The sequence below is a fragment of the Kitasatospora aureofaciens genome (assembly GCF_001188955.3).
GTDB classification, from domain to species: domain Bacteria; phylum Actinomycetota; class Actinomycetes; order Streptomycetales; family Streptomycetaceae; genus Kitasatospora; species Kitasatospora aureofaciens.
Genome location: NZ_JPRF03000042.1, coordinates 14,859 through 32,142, shown reverse-complemented (window position 1 = coordinate 32,142; position 17,284 = coordinate 14,859). Strand labels below are relative to the sequence as shown.

15 protein-coding genes are annotated in these 17,284 nt (G+C 74.0%); 9 read left to right on the top strand and 6 right to left on the bottom strand.

Features of this window, described 5'->3' with window-relative positions; translation table 11 throughout:
- Positions 1-2: 2 nt before the first annotated feature.
- Complete coding sequence (locus HS99_RS26110) at positions 3-1,205, bottom strand: glycosyltransferase family 4 protein (protein WP_030554111.1); 1,203 nt, start codon at positions 1,203-1,205, stop codon at positions 3-5.
- A gap of 444 nt (positions 1,206-1,649) precedes the next feature.
- Here HS99_RS26110 and mscL point away from each other — a divergent pair, with 444 nt between their 5' ends.
- From mscL to HS99_RS44210, 5 genes are all read left to right on the top strand, one after another.
- A complete protein-coding gene (gene mscL / locus HS99_RS26105; RefSeq protein WP_030288601.1) occupies positions 1,650-2,099 on the top strand; it encodes a large conductance mechanosensitive channel protein MscL in 450 nt (149 codons plus the stop codon).
- Positions 2,100-2,488: 389 nt separating this feature from the next.
- The gene (locus HS99_RS48485; RefSeq protein ID WP_050366424.1) at positions 2,489-3,286 is read left to right on the top strand and encodes a DUF6643 family protein; all 798 of its coding nucleotides are present in this window, start codon (positions 2,489-2,491) and stop codon (positions 3,284-3,286) included.
- A 309-nt stretch (positions 3,287-3,595) separates the two neighbouring features.
- On the top strand, positions 3,596-4,471 hold the full coding sequence (locus HS99_RS26095) for an MOSC domain-containing protein (RefSeq protein WP_030554106.1): 876 nt from the start codon (positions 3,596-3,598) through the stop codon (positions 4,469-4,471).
- 277 nt (positions 4,472-4,748) lie between these two features.
- Positions 4,749-7,244 (top strand): right-handed parallel beta-helix repeat-containing protein, encoded by a 2,496-nt coding sequence (locus tag HS99_RS26090; protein WP_030554104.1) that lies wholly within the window; start codon positions 4,749-4,751, stop codon positions 7,242-7,244.
- A gap of 43 nt (positions 7,245-7,287) precedes the next feature.
- Positions 7,288-7,725 (top strand): DUF6191 domain-containing protein, encoded by a 438-nt coding sequence (locus HS99_RS44210; protein ID WP_050366425.1) that lies wholly within the window; start codon positions 7,288-7,290, stop codon positions 7,723-7,725.
- On the opposite strand, the gene HS99_RS26085 is transcribed toward HS99_RS44210, so the two are convergent.
- Entirely contained in the window at positions 7,629-8,759 is a 1,131-nt protein-coding gene (locus HS99_RS26085; protein ID WP_030554102.1) for a PLP-dependent cysteine synthase family protein, read from the bottom strand. The two genes, HS99_RS44210 and HS99_RS26085, sit on opposite strands and share 97 nt — an antisense overlap.
- A 185-nt stretch (positions 8,760-8,944) precedes the next feature.
- Positions 8,945-10,168, bottom strand: a complete 1,224-nt coding sequence (locus HS99_RS26080; RefSeq protein WP_030288591.1) for an ROK family protein — start codon at positions 10,166-10,168, stop codon at positions 8,945-8,947.
- 68 nt (positions 10,169-10,236) lie between these two features.
- Between HS99_RS26080 and HS99_RS26075 the strand changes: the two genes are divergently transcribed.
- Together HS99_RS26075 and HS99_RS26070 are read left to right on the top strand one after the other, a co-directional pair.
- Entirely contained in the window at positions 10,237-11,559 is a 1,323-nt protein-coding gene (locus HS99_RS26075) for an MFS transporter (RefSeq protein WP_030554100.1), read from the top strand.
- Positions 11,560-11,711: 152 nt separating this feature from the next.
- Positions 11,712-12,326, top strand: coding sequence for a HutD/Ves family protein (locus HS99_RS26070; protein WP_046387316.1), 615 nt, complete (start codon positions 11,712-11,714; stop codon positions 12,324-12,326).
- Positions 12,327-12,403: 77 nt separating this feature from the next.
- Here the strand turns inward: HS99_RS26070 and HS99_RS46990 are convergent, their stop codons facing one another.
- Positions 12,404-13,294 (bottom strand): esterase/lipase family protein, encoded by an 891-nt coding sequence (locus tag HS99_RS46990; protein ID WP_232543261.1) that lies wholly within the window; start codon positions 13,292-13,294, stop codon positions 12,404-12,406.
- A gap of 114 nt (positions 13,295-13,408) precedes the next feature.
- Between HS99_RS46990 and HS99_RS46985 the strand changes: the two genes are divergently transcribed.
- Positions 13,409-14,860 carry a PucR family transcriptional regulator gene (locus HS99_RS46985; RefSeq protein ID WP_050366426.1) on the top strand — a complete coding sequence of 484 codons (1,452 nt, stop codon included), beginning with the start codon at positions 13,409-13,411 and terminating at the stop codon, positions 14,858-14,860.
- A gap of 65 nt (positions 14,861-14,925) precedes the next feature.
- Here the strand turns inward: HS99_RS46985 and HS99_RS26055 are convergent, their stop codons facing one another.
- The gene (locus tag HS99_RS26055) at positions 14,926-15,288 is read right to left on the bottom strand and encodes a peptidoglycan-binding domain-containing protein (RefSeq protein ID WP_030288581.1); all 363 of its coding nucleotides are present in this window, start codon (positions 15,286-15,288) and stop codon (positions 14,926-14,928) included.
- 122 nt (positions 15,289-15,410) lie between these two features.
- Positions 15,411-16,169, bottom strand: a complete 759-nt coding sequence (locus HS99_RS26050; RefSeq protein ID WP_030554096.1) for an acyltransferase — start codon at positions 16,167-16,169, stop codon at positions 15,411-15,413.
- A gap of 247 nt (positions 16,170-16,416) precedes the next feature.
- On the opposite strand from HS99_RS26050, the gene HS99_RS26045 reads away from it, so the two are divergent.
- A complete protein-coding gene (locus HS99_RS26045; protein WP_030554094.1) occupies positions 16,417-17,199 on the top strand; it encodes a maleylpyruvate isomerase family mycothiol-dependent enzyme in 783 nt (260 codons plus the stop codon).
- Positions 17,200-17,284: the final 85 nt, after the last annotated feature.

Genomic DNA, 17,284 nt, shown 5'->3' with positions numbered 1-17,284 from the left:
CGTCAGCTCGCGGGGTCGGCCGTCCACACCTCGGCGACCAGCCGCTGCCAGTCGTCCACCACCGCACCCAGCTCGAAGTGCTCCAGCGCGTGCGCCCGGGCGGCCGCGCCGAGGCCCGCGCGGTTGCAGGCCAGCACCTTGGCCAGGGCTTCGGCCAGGGCGAGCGGGTCGCCCGGGGCGACCAGCGCTCCGGTGGCGCCGTCCCGGACCACCTCGCGCACCCAGCCGACGTCCGTGGCCACGGCCGGCACCCCGGCCAGGGCCGCCTCGATCAGCGCGCCGGGCACGCCCTCGCTGTCGCTGGTGAGCAGCAGCGCGTCGGCCGCCCGGTAGAGCGGCGCCGGGTCGGGCAGCGGGCCGAGGAAGTGGGCGCGGGCGGCGGCCGGGTGGCGGGCCAGTGCCTCGAGCAGCGGGCCCTCCCCGGCCACGGCCATCCGGACGTCGGGCAGCCGGTCGAGCACGTCGAGGGCGAGGTCGAGCCGCTTCTCGGGGGATATCGCGCCGATCCAGGCGACCAGCAGGACGTCCGCCGGCAGGCCCAGGGCGTGCCGGGCGGCGCGCCGGTCGTCCCGGCCGTCGGCGGGCGGATAGCTCTCGGCGGCCCGGGAGTTGGGGATCACCCGGACCTTGCCCTCGGGCAGCTCGAACTGCTCCTCCAGCACTTCGCGCGCCTCGTCGGTGAGCGTGGTGACGGCGGCGGCGCGGTGCATCAGGGCGCCGCCGCGCAGTCTGCGCAGCCGGTTGGCGGTCCAGTAGCGGGGGTGGCCGACGGAGACGTAGACGAAGGGGGTCCGGGTACCGGCCAGGGCGAGGGCGCAGGCGGCCAGGGTGTCGGAGCCGTGGGCGAGCACGACGTCGGCGGCGCGGGCGGCGGAGCGCAGTGCCCGCAGGGTCGTGGGGCGCAGGCGGCCGGGGCCGAGGACGGCGGCGGCGCGCAGCCGGGCGGTGTCGGGACACCCCTCACCGCAGGTCCCGGGTACGGCCGTCCCCGCGGTGCACACCTCCGACACGACCGCACCCGGCCGCGCGGGTGGCACGGCCGGGTGGGGGGCGAGGGCGCACAGCGCGGAGGCCTGGCCCCGGCGGCGCAGTTCCCGGTGGAGGTCACGGGCGAAGTTCTGGGCGCCGCCCCGGCGTTCGTCGCTGATCAGGTGCAGGACACGCGGGCGGGCTCCGGCCGAATCGGCCGCCGTAGGGTCGGGCATGGACCGACCTTGGCACAGCGCTCGGCCCGGTACAGCCCCTTCGCGCAACCTGGCGGTGGCCCGCACGCCCGCGCCCGTACACCCGGTGTGCGCTGAAGACCCGCCGTCGTGCGCCGGTTGCGACCGCTGTGCGCCCCTTCTCGCCCCTGCCGCTCCGCGGTGCCGCCCTCCGCTCCCCCGCACGCCGCGTCAGGTACCGGCTCACACCATCGAGTGGGGAGCGAGCCGCACGGCGCCGATGGACCGGTACGCGGAGGGCCCGGTCGCCACCCGGGTTCACCGGGCACGGGCCGGGCGGGGGAACGGCCCCCACCGTCGGGTGGTTACGCGGATCGGGTGAACGCGGGTTGGACCTGGGCCCCGGCCGCTCGGCAGGATGTCCGGCCGGAGCAACCCTCGCGCTGCCCCCTCTCCCCCTCTCCCGTTCGGATTTGGAGTCACCCGGTGTTCAAGGGATTCCGCAGCTTCCTGCTGCGCGGAAACGTGGTGGACCTCGCGGTCGGCATCGTGATCGGCGCCGCCTTCACCGCCGTCGTCACCGGGTTCGTCAGCGCCTTCCTGACCCCGCTGGTCGGGGTCGCCACCGGTGCGGTCGGCGACTTCACCCAGAAGACCTTCGAGGTGGGCGGCACCAAGTTCCCGTACGGCCTCTTCGTCAATGCCGTGATCGGGTTCGTGCTGGTCAGCGCGGTCATCTACTTCGCCGTGGTGGTACCGGTCGGCAAGCTGCAGGACCGCTTCGAGAAGTCCAAGCCCGCGCCGGCCGCCAAGGTGGACTGCCCGGAGTGCCTGAGCTCGATCCCGGCCGCCGCGACCCGCTGCTCGTTCTGCACCACCGAGGTCGCCGCCCGGCCCGCTCTGCCCGCCCAGGCGCAGGCGCTGCAGTCGCACTGACGCCCCGCCGGTGGGCTGCGGAGTTCTCCCGCGCAGCGCGTCCGGGTCGCCCGCTCCGGGCGCTGACGGGAACTTTATCCCCGAAACATTCACGAGCCCCCGTCGCACCCTCGGCGGGGGCTCGAATGCGCCGGGCGCACGCCCCGTCCGCAAAAGTTTCTCCATGGGGGCCGGGCGTCCGCCGGCCGGTCACCGCAAGGCCTTCCGACCGCTGCGTCCGGGTGCTGTTCGATCACTGACGGGGTGCCAGGGTTGTCCGGAACTGAGCGCCGGAATGTCCGTTCTTACTACTTTCGAAACCTTTGTGCGAGCGAAGACTGTGTAAACACTCGAACTGCTCCCCCTCCCGCTCTCCTCAGCAGGCGCATTGTGGGCTTACCGTATGCCCCATGACCTCGCCCCGCTCCTACGACGGAGTCGGCTACCCCTCTCCGTCCTTCTCCTCCGGCACGCCGATCTACGACAGCCTCGTGGCTGAGCGCGGCGTCCCCCAGATCGCACCCATCAACGTGCCGGCCGCCCTGCCGCCGGCCCTGTCCTCCGGTTACGGATCCGGCCTCGGCCAGTCCTACGAGAACCGGTACGGCAACGGGTACGAGAGTGCCGGCAGCAACCTCCCCGCGCTGCCGCCCGCCCGCCTCGCCCTGGGCCCCGGCCCGAGCAGCGGCCCCTCCGCCGGCCCGGCCACGGCGTACATCCCCGCGCAGTCCGCGCCGGCGTACGCCTCCGCCCCGCAGCCGACCGTCCCCGCTTACGGCGCCCCCCAGCCGTACCAGCGGCCGCAGCCCGCCGCCCCCGCCTTCGCCCAGACCGCGAGCGGCGGCTACCAGCCGACCGGCGGCCAGAGCTTCGGCGGCCAGAACACCTTCATCGGCCAGGGCGGCCAGCAGACCTTCGGCGCCCAGCCGACCGGCGGACCGGCCGGTTTCGGCCAGGGCCAGCCGGGCGGCCTCCCGCAGGGCGGTCCGCAGAGCTTCGGCGGCCAGCAGTCCTTCGGCGGCCCGAACCCGGCCGGTCCCGGCTTCCAGGGCCAGGGCGGCGACCAGGGCTTCGGCGGCGCCCAACTGCGCCCGGCCATGGCGCCGGTCGCGCCGGTCCGCCCGATGCAGCCGCAGCGCCCGGGCCCGTACGGCGAGCCCGGGGGCTTCCAGCAGGGCGGCTACCAGCAGCAGGGCCAGGGCTACTGAGCACTGCCACCGAGGGGCCGACCCCACCGGCCCGCACCCGCACCACCTGAGCACCACCCGGCGCCCCCTGAACGCCGGGCGAACGGAGAAACGGGTCATCCACGGACCGCCCGGAACGCCCCCCACGGCGTTCCGGGCGGTCCGTGCGCGTACGGGGCGGGCCCTGCGCGTACCAGGCGGGCCTGCGCATGCCGGGCGGTCCCCTGCGCACACGGGTCCGGGAGGCGCCCGACCCCTGCGGGCCGGGAGCGGGCCGGGCACCTCCGGGTGCCGTGCGTCCGGACGCAGCGCTGCTGGCAGGATGGGGGAATGCACCTCACCGGACTCCACGTCTACCCCGTCAAATCGATGTACCGCCTGAGCCCCGACAGCTCCGCGGTCCACCCCTGGGGTCTGGCCGGAGACCGCCGCTGGATGCTCGCCGACCCCACCGGACGCTTCGTCAGCCAGCGCGAGAACGCCGCCCTCGGACAGATCCGGGTCCGCCCGCTGCCCGACGGCGCACTTGCGCTGACCGCTCCAGACGGTTCCCGGATCGAGGTCGCCGCCCCCGCCGTCACCACCGGGGACCCGGTCGCCGAGGTCGAGGTCTGGGGCACCCGCTTCCGCGCCGTCGAGGCCGCCAAGGAGGCGCACCTGTGGATCGGCGAACACCTCGGCGACTACCGCCTGGTGCACCTGGACGACCCGCGCGCCAGGCCCGTCGACCCCGAGTACGGCGAGCCCGGCGACACCGTCTCGATGGCCGACGGCTTCCCGCTGCTGCTCACCACCACCGCCTCGCTGGAGCGGCTCAACGAGCTGATCGCCGCCGAGCACCCGGACGCCCACGAGACGCTGCCGATGGAGCGCTTCCGCCCCAACGTGGTGGTCGGCGGCTCCGAGCCCTGGGCCGAGGACGGCTGGCGCCGGATCCGGATCGGCGCGCTCACCTTCAAGGTGGTCAAGCCCTGCGGCCGCTGCGTGGTCACCACCACCGACCAGGAGAGCGGCGAGCGCCGCGGCCCCGAGCCGCTGCGCACCCTGGCCCGGCACCACAAGCTGATGCGCAGGGCCGCGTTCGGGCAGAACCTGATCCCCGAGCGGCCGGCCGGCGTCGAGGGCGACGTCCTGGGCACGCTGCTCGTCGGCGACGACGTCGAGGTACTGGAGGACGGGGCTCACTGGCCGGCCGACGGACGCTGAGCCGCCGGCACGCCCTGGCCGCGGTTGCGCGTGCGGCCCGCCGGTACGGAACTCCGGCTGTGCGCGCTCGTTGAAACAAGTGGTCGGAACCTGTGGCCGCGGTGGGCGCCCCCGGTGTCCACGCGGCGGCGGGCCGCCGGACCGGCCGTCCGGGCGGCCCGGAACGGGCGGACCGACCACCCGCCGGGGCGCGCTACGGTGGGCGGACGGCCCGCGCACCCCCGCGCCCACGGCCCGTTGATCGCCGGCACGACGAAGGTGGGGACGACAGACCGTCATGGCTGAGCACAGGGTCCGGGTCACCCAGGACAGCGCATCCCGCTGGCGTCGCCGCGCGGGCGAGTACGACACGCTCGCGGAGGCCCTGGCGGCCGCCGAGCCGGGCGACACCGTGACCGTCCGGCCGGGCACCTTCCGGGAGAACGTGCTGCTGGACAAGCCGGTGACGATCGTCCCGGCCCAGGGCCCGGGCACCGTCCGGATCGAACCGTCCTCCGGGGTCGCGATCACCGTCACCGCCGCCGCGACCGTGAAGGACCTGGTGGTCGAGGGCGGCGACAGCTCCTCCCCGGCCGTCCTGGTCACCGGGCCGGAGGCGACGCCCGCGTTCAGCGGCTGCCGGATCGACACGCGCTCCGCCACCGGGATCGAGATCGGCGGCGGCGCCCGGCCGACCCTGCGCGGCTGCGTGGTCGCCAACCCGGGCGGCCTCGGACTGCGGCTGCGCGGCGAGGGGACGGCCGCCGCCTTCGAGGACTGCGAGGTCACCGCGGCCGGCCAGGCCGGACTCGCCGTCCTCGGCGGGGCGACCGCCGCCCTGGACCGCTGCCGGGTGCACCACGCCTCCGGCGCCGGAGTGCTGCTCTCCGACCCGGGCAGCGCGGCCGAGCTCACCGGCTGCGAGATCTACGAGATCCGCGGCAGCGGCGTTCAGGCCGAGGCGCAGGCGGGTGGACGGCTGGTCGACTGCGACATCCACCGGGTCACCGGCAACGGCCTGACCCTGGACGGTGAGGCCGAACTCGTGCTCACCGGCTGCCGGGTGCACGACCTGCCGGAGAACGGCGCCGACCTGCGCGGACGCGCCAGGCTCACCCTCCTGCACAGCACCGTGCGGGACTTCGGGCGCGGGGCGCTGTCGGTCTGGGACCAGGGCACCGAGGCGGTCGCCCAGTCCTGCCAGCTCCACGGCTCCACCGGCGAGTACCCGGCGCTGTGGGTCAGCGACGGCGCCCGGCTCACCCTCACCGACTGCTCGCTGCACGACCTGCCGGACGCGCTGTTCGTCCTCGACCGGGACTCCGCCGCGGTCGCCCAAGGTTGCTCGTTCAGCCGGATCCGCAGCTCGGCGGTCTCGGTCAGCGGCGGGGCCACGGTCACGCTGGCCTCCTGCCGGGTGCAGGAGGCCGGAACCGGGCTCTGGTTCCGCGACCACGGCAGCGGAGGGTTGCTCACCGACTGCGAGATCTCCGACGTCGCCACCGGAGTCATCGTCACCAAGGGCGCCGACCCGGTGCTGCGCGAATGCACCGTACGGACGAGCACCGACGCCGGGGTGTACGTCTCGGCGCAGGGGCGCGGCACCTTCGAGGACTGCCGGGTCTCGCACGGCAAGGGCTTCGGCTTCCACATCATCGACGGGTGCCGCACCCAGCTCACCCGGTGCCGGGCGGAGCAGAACGAGCGAGCCGGGTTCGAGTTCTCCGAACCCGGGCCGGTCGCCGAGGGGTGCACCTCGGACGACGTGGCGCCGGCTGGGTCTGCGGGCGCCAAGGCCTCCGGACTGCCGGAACTGCCGGGCCCGAGGGGCGGCCAACCAGCCTCTTCAAGGCCGCCGTTGACGGCCCCTTCGATGTCCTCGGCAGCCTCCGCCGTCTCGACGGCTTCGGCTGCAACGGCTTCGACGCGTTCGGCGGGTTCGGCGGCGACCGCCGCGATCGCACCGATCCCGGACTGTCGGCCCGCCGACGAGGCACTCGCCGAGCTGGACTCGCTGGTCGGACTGGCCACGGTGAAGCAGGAGGTGCGCACCCTGATCGACCTGATCTCGGTCGGCCGGCGCCGCCGCCAGGCCGGGCTCAAGGCGCCCTCGCTGCGCCGGCACCTGGTCTTCACCGGCGCCCCTGGCACCGGCAAGACCACCGTCGCCCGGCTGTACGGCGAGATCCTGGCCTCGCTCGGGGTGCTCCAGCGCGGACACCTGGTCGAGGTGGCCCGGGTCGACCTGGTCGGCGAGCACATCGGCTCCACCGCGATCCGCACCGCCGCCGCCTTCGACCGGGCGCGCGGCGGGGTGCTGTTCATCGACGAGGCGTACGCGCTCGCACCCGAGGACGGCGCCCGGGACTTCGGGCGCGAGGCGATCGACACCCTGGTCAAGCTGATGGAGGACCATCGGGACGAGGTGGTCGTCATCGTGGCGGGCTACACCGCCGAGATGAAGCGCTTCCTTTCCGCCAACCCCGGTGTCTCGTCACGTTTCTCACGCACCATCACCTTTCCCGACTACACGGCGGACGAACTGCTGGAGATCGCCCGGGCGCAGTGCGCGGAGCACGAGTACGCGCTCTCCGAGGCGGCCGAGGATGCGCTGCTGGAGCACTTCGACCGGCTGGAGCGCGGCCCCAACTTCGGCAACGGGCGCACCGCGCGGCAGATCTTCGAGACCATGGTCGAGCGCCACGCGGTGCGGGTGGCGGGCCTGGCCGACCCGTCCACCGAGGAGCTGCAGCTGCTGGTCCCGGCGGACCTGCCGGTGGTGCCGCAGCCGTAGCGAGCTGGGGAACTCCCCGACGGCCGCGGACCGTTGGGCGCACATGAGCATGCTGTTGACGGGCGCGGCGGGCGGCTTGCTGTTACCGGCCGGACTGGTGGTGCTGTTCTTCCTCGGCGCGGTGGTGCGACGGTTCCGCAACCGGCCGGCGGTGGGCGGGCCGGGCACCCCGGCGGGGGGCCGGGGTGCGGGGGCGACCGCGACGGAGGAGTTGCACGCGCTGCTCTACCCGAGCAAGCGGGTGCAGCTGGAGCAGCGGCGGATCGAGCTGGTGCTGCGGGACGACGAGCACGACGGTGCGCCGAAGCGCACGGGGATCGACCTCGCGGGTGGGCGGGCGGTGATCCGGCGGGGCGGAGGGGAGACGGGTGACAGGCGACAGGGTCAGCCCGTCCAGGCGCCTCCCGTTAGGAAGGACTCCATCGCGGCCCGGTACGGCGCGATGTCGATCCGCTCACCGGCCAGCCAGGCGTCCGAGTAGTACTTGTCCAGGTAGCGGTCCCCCGGGTCACAGATCAGGGTGACCACGCTGCCCGTCCGCCCGGCCGTCCGCATCTCCGCGACGATCCGCAGCGCGCTCCACAGCCCCGTCCCGGTGGAGGCCCCGGCCTTCTTGCCGAGCACCTGCTCCAGCACCCGCACGGCGGCGATCGAAGCGGCATCCGGAACCTTCATCATCCGGTCGACCGCCCCCGGCACGAAGCTCGGCTCCATCCGGGGCCGCCCGATGCCCTCGATCCGGGAGCCACTCCCGCAGGCCGCGTCCGGGTCGTGGTTGACCCAGCCGTCGAAGAAGCAGGAGTTCTCCGGGTCCGCCACGCAGATCCGGGTGTCGTACTGCATGTAGTGCACGTACCGGGCGATGGTCGCGGAGGTGCCGCCCGTCCCCGCGGTGGCGACGATCCAGGTCGGCTCGGGGTGGGGCTCCAGGCGCAGCTGGGCGAAGACCGACTCGGCGATGTTGTTGTTGCCGCGCCAGTCGGTGGCGCGCTCGGCGTAGGTGAACTGGTCCATGTAGTGCCCGCCGGTCTCCTCGGCGAGCTTCGCGGAGGCTTCGTACACCTCGTCCGAGCGCTCGACCAGGTGGCACTCGCCGCCGTGGAACTGGATCAGGTCGATCTTGGCCTGGCTGGTGCTCTTGGCCATGACCGCGATGAACGGCACCCCGATCAGCTGGGCGAAGTACGCCTCGGAGACGGCGGTGGAGCCGCTGGAGGCCTCGATCACCGGCTTGCCTGGGCGGATCCAGCCGTTGCAGAGCCCGTACAGGAACAGCGAGCGGGCGAGGCGGTGCTTGAGCGAGCCGGTCGGATGGGTGGACTCGTCCTTGAGGTAGAGGTCGATCCCCCACTCGGCCGGCAGCGGGAAGCGCAGCAGGTGGGTGTCGGCGGAGCGGTTGGCGTCGGCCTGGACCTTGCGCACCGCTTCCTTGAGCCAGGCGCGGTAGTTCGGGTCCGAGCGGTCGACGTCGACGGTCGGCTCGATTTCGAGGCTCACACCGGACTGGGTGCTCATGGTCACTACTCCCTCGTTGCGGCCCCCCGCTGCTCACTACGAGTGTACGAGTGTCACGATAAGTGACCGTTTTCGGAGACCCAGCTTCCGCTTATCCCCTTCGGGTTCGGTGGCCGTGCTGCCGGCGCCACGGTGCCACCCAACGCCACCCAACGCCACCCACTGCCACCCACTGCCACCCGGCGCTAGACCGGCACCGACTGCGGGTCCGCCAGGTACGGGCCCCAGCCGAGCTCGGCCGCGCCCGCGAGTGCACCGTGCGCCAGCTCCGCGCCGACGATCGGCACCCGACCACTGCGTCCCCACAGGCTGCGCTCGGCGACCACGGCGCGCAGCCGGTCGGGGGCGGCCTCCAGGAGGTCCAGGTGCAGTCCGCTGAGCACCACCCGGTCCGGATTGAGGATGTTGGCGACCCCGGCCAGTCCGAGCCCGAGCCGGTCGATCACGTGCTCCACCGCCGCCCGCGCCCGCTCGTCGGTCGAGGCCGCCCAGCACAGCTCGCGCGCCTGGTCGATCAGCGGGCGCCCCGGCTCCGGGGTGAGGCCGGCGGCGGCGAACAACGCGTCGGGGTCGGTCTCGGAGTTGAGGCAGCCCCGGTTGCCGCACACGCAGGGACGACCCTGCGGGTCGACGGTGAGGTGGCCGACCTCCAGGGCGAGCCCGGCGCTGCCGGTGTGCAGGTGGCCGTCGATCACCAGGGCGCCGCCGACGCCGCGATGGCCGGAGGTGACGAAGAGCAGGTGGCGGGCTCCGCGTCCGGCGCCGTGCCGGTACTCGGCGAGCGCGGCGAGGTTGGCGTCGTTGGCGATGGCGGTGGGCAGCGGGTGCACCGCCATCGGCCCGTGGTCGGCGCGGCCGACCTCGACGTCGTACAGGTCGGCGACCGGGGTGCCGCTCGGCCAGGCGAAGTGGAGCGCGGCGAGCGCGGTGCCGTCCGGTTCGGTGACCGGGTTGGGCAGTGCGAGCGCGGCCGCCAGGCAGCGGCGGCTGGTCGAGCGGGCCAGTTCGGCGCCGGCCTGGGCGACGGCGCGCAGCATCCGGACCGGATCGGTGGCGGCGGGCAACGGCAGGTGGACCGGCGGGTCGAGGAGTCCGCCGAGGCCCGCGAGGGTGACGCTCAGGCCGTCGGCGTGGATCTGACCGGCGACCACGACCGGGCCCTCGGGGTCAATTGCCAGCCGGTGCGAGGGACGGCCGCGACCGCCGCCGGCCGGGCGCGAGTCGACGGTGATCAGGCCGAGCGCCTCCAGCTCGGCCGTGACCGCGCCGGCGGTGGCCCGGGTGACGTCCAGCGCGCGGGTGAGCGCGGAACGGGTGGGCGTCTGGCCGGTGTGGATCAACGAGAGCGCCGGGCCGAGCAGCGTCCGACCGCGGTCGGGAGCCGCGCGGCGGTGGGCGTCGCGCTGCACGTCGGGGTCGGTCCCGGAGCGGGGCCGCGGGCTTGAGGGTGAGAGCTGCACGCCCCTATTGTTACTTTGTGCCGGTTCGAAACAAAATCCGTTCCCACCGCCACACCGACGAATCCTCCTCCCAGTCTCGCAGCACAACTCTGGCGCCCGACAGGCCCTGGGGCGCCGCACGGCTCGCACTCACCGCCTTCTTCGCCGTCGACGGCTTCCTGTTCGCCGCCTGGGTCGTCCGCATCCCCGACATCCGGAGCCAGGTCAGCGCCTCACACAGCGCGCTCGGGCTCGCCCTGCTCTGCCTCTCCATCGGCGCCGTGCTCACCATGCCGGTGGTCGGGCGGCTCTGTCTCCGGTACGGCTCGAGGCCGGTCACCGTCGGCTCGCTCGCCCTGCTCGGTCTCGCCGTACCGCTGCCGGCGCACGCCCACTCGGTGCTGTCGCTCGGCGCCGTGCTGCTGCTGTTCGGCGCCGGGTACGGCGGGGCCAACGTCGCCATGAACAGCGCCGCCGTCGACCTGGTGGCGCAGCTGCGGCGGCCCGTCATGCCCAGCTTCCACGCCGGGTACAGCCTGGGCGGCCTGGTCGGCGCCGGGTTCGGCGGACTGCTCGCCGACCGGCTGACCACCGCTTGGGCGCTCGCGCTCGGCGGGCTGCTTGGGCTGGCCGTCACCGTCGGCGCGGGCATCGTGCTGCTGCGCAGCCCGGCGGCGCCGATGGTCGCACCGGAGCGCGGCGGTGACGGGTCCGCCGCCGGGTCCGCCGCCGACGCCGGCGGCGGGTCCGACCGCGGGTCCGGTGAGGGTGGCGTGGCCATGGGCCCTGCCGAGAACTCCACGGTCCGCCCGACCGGGGCACCCGTCCGGTTGCTGGTGCTGATGCTCGGGTTCACGGCGCTGTGCACGGCGTACGGCGAGGGCGCGATCGCCGACTGGACCACCCTCCACCTCACCGACGACGTGCACGCGAGCGCCGGGACGGCCGCCGCCGGGTACGCCGCGTACGCCTTCGCCATGACCAGTGGGCGGGTGGGCGGCACCTGGCTGTCCATACGGCTCGGCCAGAACCGGCTGATGCTGCTCGGCGGGCTGACCGCGGCGGCCGGCATGCTGGTCGCCGCTCTGGCCCCGGCCGTGCCGCTGGCCATCGGGGGATTCATCCTGGTCGGCCTGGGGCTGGCCAACCTGTTCCCGCTCGCGATCGCCCGCGCCGGCGCGGCGGGCGGACCCCAGGGCGTCGCGCTGGCCTCGACGCTCGGGTACGGGGGGATGCTCATCGGGCCGGTGGTGATCGGCTTCCTCGCCGACGCGGCCGGACTGCCGCTGGCCCTCACGACGGTCGCGGTCGCGGCCACGACGGCGGCGCTGCTGCCGTTCGCGGTCGGGCGGCGCGGCTGACAGATGACAGATGACAGCGAACGGATAACGGATGACAGATTTCATCATCTGTCATCCGTTCGCTGTCATCTGTTTCCCGGCCTGCGCCTGCTTCGCCCCTTCCCCGCCCCGCCCCTCACGGATCCGCCGCACAAATGGCAGGATGCGACTCCATGACCACCACCGGACGCATCCAGGTACTGCGGGCGAGCGAGCGCCCGGCCACCCCGTGGCTCAACGGGGGCGGGGTGACCAGGGAAGTGGCCGGGTTCCCCGCCGGGGCCGGCCTGAACGACTTCGACTGGCGGGTGAGCCTCGCCGACGTGGCCTCGGCCGGGCCCTTCTCGCCGTTCCCCGGGATCGACCGGGTGATCACCCTGATCGAGGGCGCGGGCATGGCGCTCACCGTGGACGGCGTCGAGCGGTCCGTCGACGCCCCGTTCCGCCCGTTCACCTTCCCGGGCGACGCCGCCACCGACTGCCGACTGCTGGGCGGTCCGGTGGTGGACTTCAACGTGATGACCCGACGCGGCCGGGTCGAGGCCGCCGTGGACCTGGTCACCGAGCCCGGCACCGTCCAGGTCCCGTCCGCCGCCACCGTGCTGCTGGTCTGCCTCGCAGGTTCGGCCACCGTCGACGACGGCGAACTGACCTGCTACGACGCCGCCTTGCTCAACGCACCCGGCACGCACCAGCTCCGGCCCCACGGTGTCACGGCCGTCATCACCTTCCGCGCCGCCACCGCCACCTCCGCCCACGCCCACGCCCGCGCCGCCGGCACGAGCTGAGCAACGCACTGCCCGTGCCCCCGGAGCGACCGGGGGCACGGGCAGCGGCGCCTGCCGCACAGACGGCGAGCGATCCGTCAGCCGCAGAACACCGGCGTGGCGTGCGCCGGGTCCAGGGCGTTGGTCACCAGGTGCAGCGCCGTCGGCGAGAAGGCGATCGCCACGTGCTCGGCCAGCGTGACCGGGCAGTGGTCCTGCAGTACCTCGTTGTCCACGTCCGGCCCGTTCAGGAACTGTGTCCGCCAGGGGGTGACGACCTCGTCGTACACGGTCGAGATCACCGTGTAGTGCACGCCCGGCACGGTGTCCGGCCGCGAGGCCATGGTGGTGTTGAAGTCGGAGCCCACCGCCTGGTCACGACAGGCCTGGCAGACGGTGTAGATCAGGTCGGCCACCCCGGGGAAGTACGGCGCCAGCTTGGTGATCCCGTCGAGGGTGGTGCCGTGGTTGGACGGCGCCAGGCCGATCAGCTTGTCCACCTTCGAGGCCCCGCCGAGGAACTTCAGGTAGTAGTTCGGCAGCATGCCGCCCTGCGAGTGCCCGACGATGTCGACCTTGGCCGCGCCGGTCGCGGTCCTCACCAGATCGATGAAGTGGGCGAGTTGGGCCGCAGAGGCGGGTACCGCCCCGAGGCCGCCGATCGGCAGCAGCAGTCCGCTGCCGGTGGAGGTGATGCCGGGGACGGTGCCGTAGTCGAGGGCGAAGACGCAGTAGCCCAGGCCCTTCAGCAACGGGGACAGCGCCAGCCAGTTCTCGTAGCGGTTGGCGAAGGTGCCGTGCACCAGCACCACGGGGTCGGGGTGCGCGGCGGACGGTCGGCAGCTCCAGTCGTTGGCACCGGGCGGCGAGGCCACCGTGTCACCGTCGGGCGGGAGTTCGGCCGCGGCGGCGAGTACGGCCGCACCGAAGGCCCCTCCGAGCCGACGGCGCAACGGAGTTGCGGAGAAGCAGAGAAGTGGGGTCCTCAACTGTTGCCTCCACGGCGGAAGTTTGTTACCAACAGGTAACCCGAGTGGCTCAATGATGCGGTCGCCCCTCCGGCCCGGCCCTTGGGCGTTCCCCAGACCTGGACGGTGTTCTCTGTGACCGGTCACAACGCACCCCACTGCTCCCCTACGGCCCGCCCCGCCGCAGCGCCCACGACCCGCCCCGCCGCCCCCTCCTCCGACTCCCCCGCCGACTCCTCCTCCACGGTCACCGACCACCCGACGGTCACCGACCACCCCACCCGGTGGCACGTCCCGGTGATCGGCGGACTCCCCGCCGACCAGCGACTCATCGGCGGCGCCCGCGAGTTGGCCACGCGCCTGGTCGCCGCTCTGCTGGACCGCGTGCCGGTCTACCGCCGCCTCCCTCGTGAACAGCTCACCGGTGAGCTCACCCGGGATGCCGAACGCCGCATCCGCGCCCTCGCCCACGCCGTCCGCACCGGGCTCCCCGCCCCCGCGGAGGAGTTCACCGACGTACGGGAGGCCGCTGCCCGCCGCGCCGAGGAGGGCCTGCCGCTGGACGCCGTCCTGCTCGCCCACCACCTCGGGCTGGAGGTCTGCTGGGAGTTCCTCACCCGGGACGCCCACGCCGGTGACGCCGCCGACCTGTTGCTGCTCAACCGCCTGCTGCTCGACCAGCTGCGCCGGGCCGCGATCGCCGCCGGTGCCGGCTACCTCGACGGGCAGCGCTCGGCCGGCGACCGCCGTTCCACCGCCCGGCAGTCCCTGCTCACCGCGCTGCTCGCCGGAACCCCCACCGAGGAGGCCGCCGCCCGGGCCGGAACGGAACTTCCGGCCGGCTACGCCCTGCTCTGCCTGTCCCTCGCCGACCATCCGGACGAGTACTCGCCCGGCATCGACCCGGGCATCGCGGCCCGCCGCAAGCTCCGCCGCTTCGGAGCCGAACTCGACCACCGCACCCGGCAGTCGGCGCTCACCGCGCTCACTCCGTCCGGCGGGTTGGTGCTCGTCCCGCTCGACACCGCGCCGGATCCGACCACCGATCCGACCGACGGGAGAGTCGCGGACGAGCTGTGGCCCCAACTCTCCGCAGCACTCGCCGCCGCGGCCCGCGCCGCCGGTGTCCCCGTGCTGGCCGGAGCGGCCGCCGCGGTACCGGCCAAGGTGCCCGGCGCCGCCGCGCTCGCGTACGAAGTCCTGGATGTGGCGAGGGCGTTCGGCCTGCCGCCCGGGCTGCACCGGTTGGACGACGTACTGCTGGAGTACCAGTTGACCCGGCCCAGCCGGGCCCGCTCCCGGCTCGCCGCACTGCTCGAACCGCTCGCAGACGGCGGGGAGTTGCTCACCACCCTGCGCACCCACCTGGCCGGCGGCCTCAACCGCCGCCGCACCGCCGGCGCCCTGCACCTGCACCCGAACACCGTCGACTACCGGCTGCGCCGGATCGCCGTCCTCACCGGTCTGGACCCGGCCCGCCCGGCCGACGTGCTGCGGATCACCGCCGCCATCGCCGCACGGACCGCCGAGCAGTCGGGCTCGGCCCGGCGGCCGACCGAACCGCCTTCCCCCGCAGGCCAGTTATGAAAAAATGACGTCGCCCGCACCACCGGATACCGAAGGCGGCGCGGGCAGCGGTGACGCGCCGGTGCTCAGCAGTTCAGGTTGGAGTGGGCCCCCACCCAGCTGTCCAGCGTGGACCAGGTCTGCGGCCCGACCACGCCGTCCTGTCCGATGCCGGCACAGCGCTGGAAGGTCCACACGGCCGAGTCGGTCGCCGGACCCCAGACACCGTCCACGTCCAGCTTCGGGCTCCCGAACGAGTACGGGACGTGGTTCAGTTCGCACTGGAGCTGCTTCACCGCGCTACCGGTGGCGGTGGAACGCAGCGTGGGCTCGGAGCCGGTGTAGCCGCAGTACTGCGAGGCCTGTGCCGAGGCGGTGGGCGCGGTCGCGAGCCCGGCCGCCAGCACGAGACCGGCGGTGACGAGCCCGCCGACGAGACGGTTGCGCATGGAGGTCCCCCGCTCGATGGATCGTTCGTCCGAAGTCATGGTGATCTTCGAACGAACGGCACCCTAGCCGACGAACCATCAGGATTCAGGAGGACCAATCTAAAAGCTCGACAAAGCGATCCTCAGGCCTGCTGCTCGCCCGGCAACCGGAGGTCCCATTCGACCAGGGCGCGCAGTTGCTCCGCGGTCACCCCGTCCGGCACCGGCCGGGGCGGTTCGTGGCGCAGCGGCGGCTGCCAGCCCTCCTCCTCGCTCCAGCGGCGGACCACCTTGGCCGGGGCGCCTGCGACCACGCTGTGGTCGGGCACCTCGCCCCGCACCACCGCGCCCGCCGCGACCACCACGTTGCGCCCGATCCGCGCCCCCGGCATGATCACGGCACCGGTGCCGATCCAGCTGCCCGCGCCGATCTCCACCGGCTCGTTGCGCGGCCACTGCTTGCCGATCGGCAGCTCGGTGTCGCGGTACTCGTGCGCCTGGTCGCTGACGTACACGCCGGGGCCGGTCCAGACGTCGTCGCCGATGACGATCGACTGGTGGCCCACGATGTGGCTGTCCCGGCCGATCACGCACCCGCCACCGATCCGCACGATCGGCTCCGGCCCGAGGTCGAGCCCGGGCAGGAACCCCGCGCTGATGGTGACCCGCTCGCCGATGATCGAGAACGGTCCGATGGTGATCCACTGCTCGTTGAACACCGCCCCGAGCGGGAAGGCGAGGGTCGTGCCGTCGCCCAGCTCGCCGAACCGGTACGGTCCCGGGTTCCGGTTGGTCACCGCGCCGGTCCGTTGCATCCAGCGCCAGCCCCGGTGGACGAGGCGTCCGGCGGCCCGGCGGCCACCGGTCCGGACGGTGGAGAGGAGGGAACGGGTTATCGGCATGCGCTCACGTTACCGGCCCGTAGGGTCCGCCCGTCCGTCGGGAGGCCGACATCACACCCGTTCACACCCGTCCCGGCAGTCAGCCCCACCCGCCACCGCAGACCGCCCTACCGGCCTCCGCGCACCCGCTCCCACCGGCCACCCACCACCCGCCGCCGTGCACCCCGCGCCCGCCCCGCCCCCGGTCCCGGTCCCGGCCGTCCGGAATCCGCCACCGCTGTCGGACCCAGGTGAAAGACTCCGCCGCATGGAGATCTCCGAGCACATCGACGCGCTGCGCCGCGAGGGCGTTCTGCTGGCCGACGCCGCCGCCCGCACCGACCTCGCCGCCCCCGTCCCGACCTGCCCGGACTGGCGGCTGAGCGACCTGGTGCGGCACGTCGGCCAGGTCCACCGCTGGGCCGCCGCCTACCCGTCGCAGGGGCTGGACGCCGTGCTGGACGAGGCCGGCGCCCAGGCCGTCATCGGCCCGGACCCCTCGGACGCCGCGCTGCTCGACTGGTTCCGCGAAGGCCACGCGGCGCTGGTGACGACGCTGTCGGAGGCCCCGGCCGACCTCGAGTGCTGGAGCTTCCTGCCCGCACCCAGCCCGCTGGCCTTCTGGGCCCGCCGCCAGGCCCACGAGACCGCCGTCCACCGCTTCGACGCCGACGCGGCGGCCGGCTCCCCGGGCCCGGCCGTGGACCCCGCGTTCGCTCTGGACGGCATCGACGAACTGCTGCGCGGCTTCATGGCCCGCGGCCGGGCGAAGGTGCACTGCGACGGCCCCCGCACCGTCCGGATCCGGGCCACCGACGGCCCGGGCTCCTGGCGCCTGACCGTCTCCCGCGAGCCGCTCGCCGTCACCACCGAGGAGAGCCCCGAGCCGGCCGACCTGACCATCACCGGCCCGGCCCACGAGCTCTACCTGCTGCTCTGGAACCGGCTGACGGTCGAACAGGCCGAGCGGCAGGCGCAGACCGGGCCGGTCGAACTCAGCGGCGACCGGGGCCTGCTCGACCTCTGGCGGGACGGCGCGGCCATCCGCTGACCCCACGTCGACCTGCCCGGTCGTCGGCCGGGCAGGTCATCGGCCGGGCAGGTCATCGGCCGGGCAGGCAGTCATGGGCCGGGCG

Coding starts and splice junctions, on each gene's coding strand:
- HS99_RS26110 (WP_030554111.1), bottom strand. CDS start 1,205: ATGCCCGACCCTACGGCGGCCGATTCGGCCGGAGCCCGCCCGCGTGTC.
- HS99_RS48485 (WP_050366424.1), top strand. CDS start 2,489: ATGACCTCGCCCCGCTCCTACGACGGAGTCGGCTACCCCTCTCCGTCC.
- HS99_RS26095 (WP_030554106.1), top strand. CDS start 3,596: ATGCACCTCACCGGACTCCACGTCTACCCCGTCAAATCGATGTACCGC.
- HS99_RS26090 (WP_030554104.1), top strand. CDS start 4,749: ATGGCTGAGCACAGGGTCCGGGTCACCCAGGACAGCGCATCCCGCTGG.
- HS99_RS44210 (WP_050366425.1), top strand. CDS start 7,288: ATGAGCATGCTGTTGACGGGCGCGGCGGGCGGCTTGCTGTTACCGGCC.
- HS99_RS26085 (WP_030554102.1), bottom strand. CDS start 8,759: ATGAGCACCCAGTCCGGTGTGAGCCTCGAAATCGAGCCGACCGTCGAC.
- HS99_RS26070 (WP_046387316.1), top strand. CDS start 11,712: ATGACCACCACCGGACGCATCCAGGTACTGCGGGCGAGCGAGCGCCCG.
- HS99_RS26055 (WP_030288581.1), bottom strand. CDS start 15,288: ATGCGCAACCGTCTCGTCGGCGGGCTCGTCACCGCCGGTCTCGTGCTG.
- HS99_RS26050 (WP_030554096.1), bottom strand. CDS start 16,169: ATGCCGATAACCCGTTCCCTCCTCTCCACCGTCCGGACCGGTGGCCGC.
- HS99_RS26045 (WP_030554094.1), top strand. CDS start 16,417: ATGGAGATCTCCGAGCACATCGACGCGCTGCGCCGCGAGGGCGTTCTG.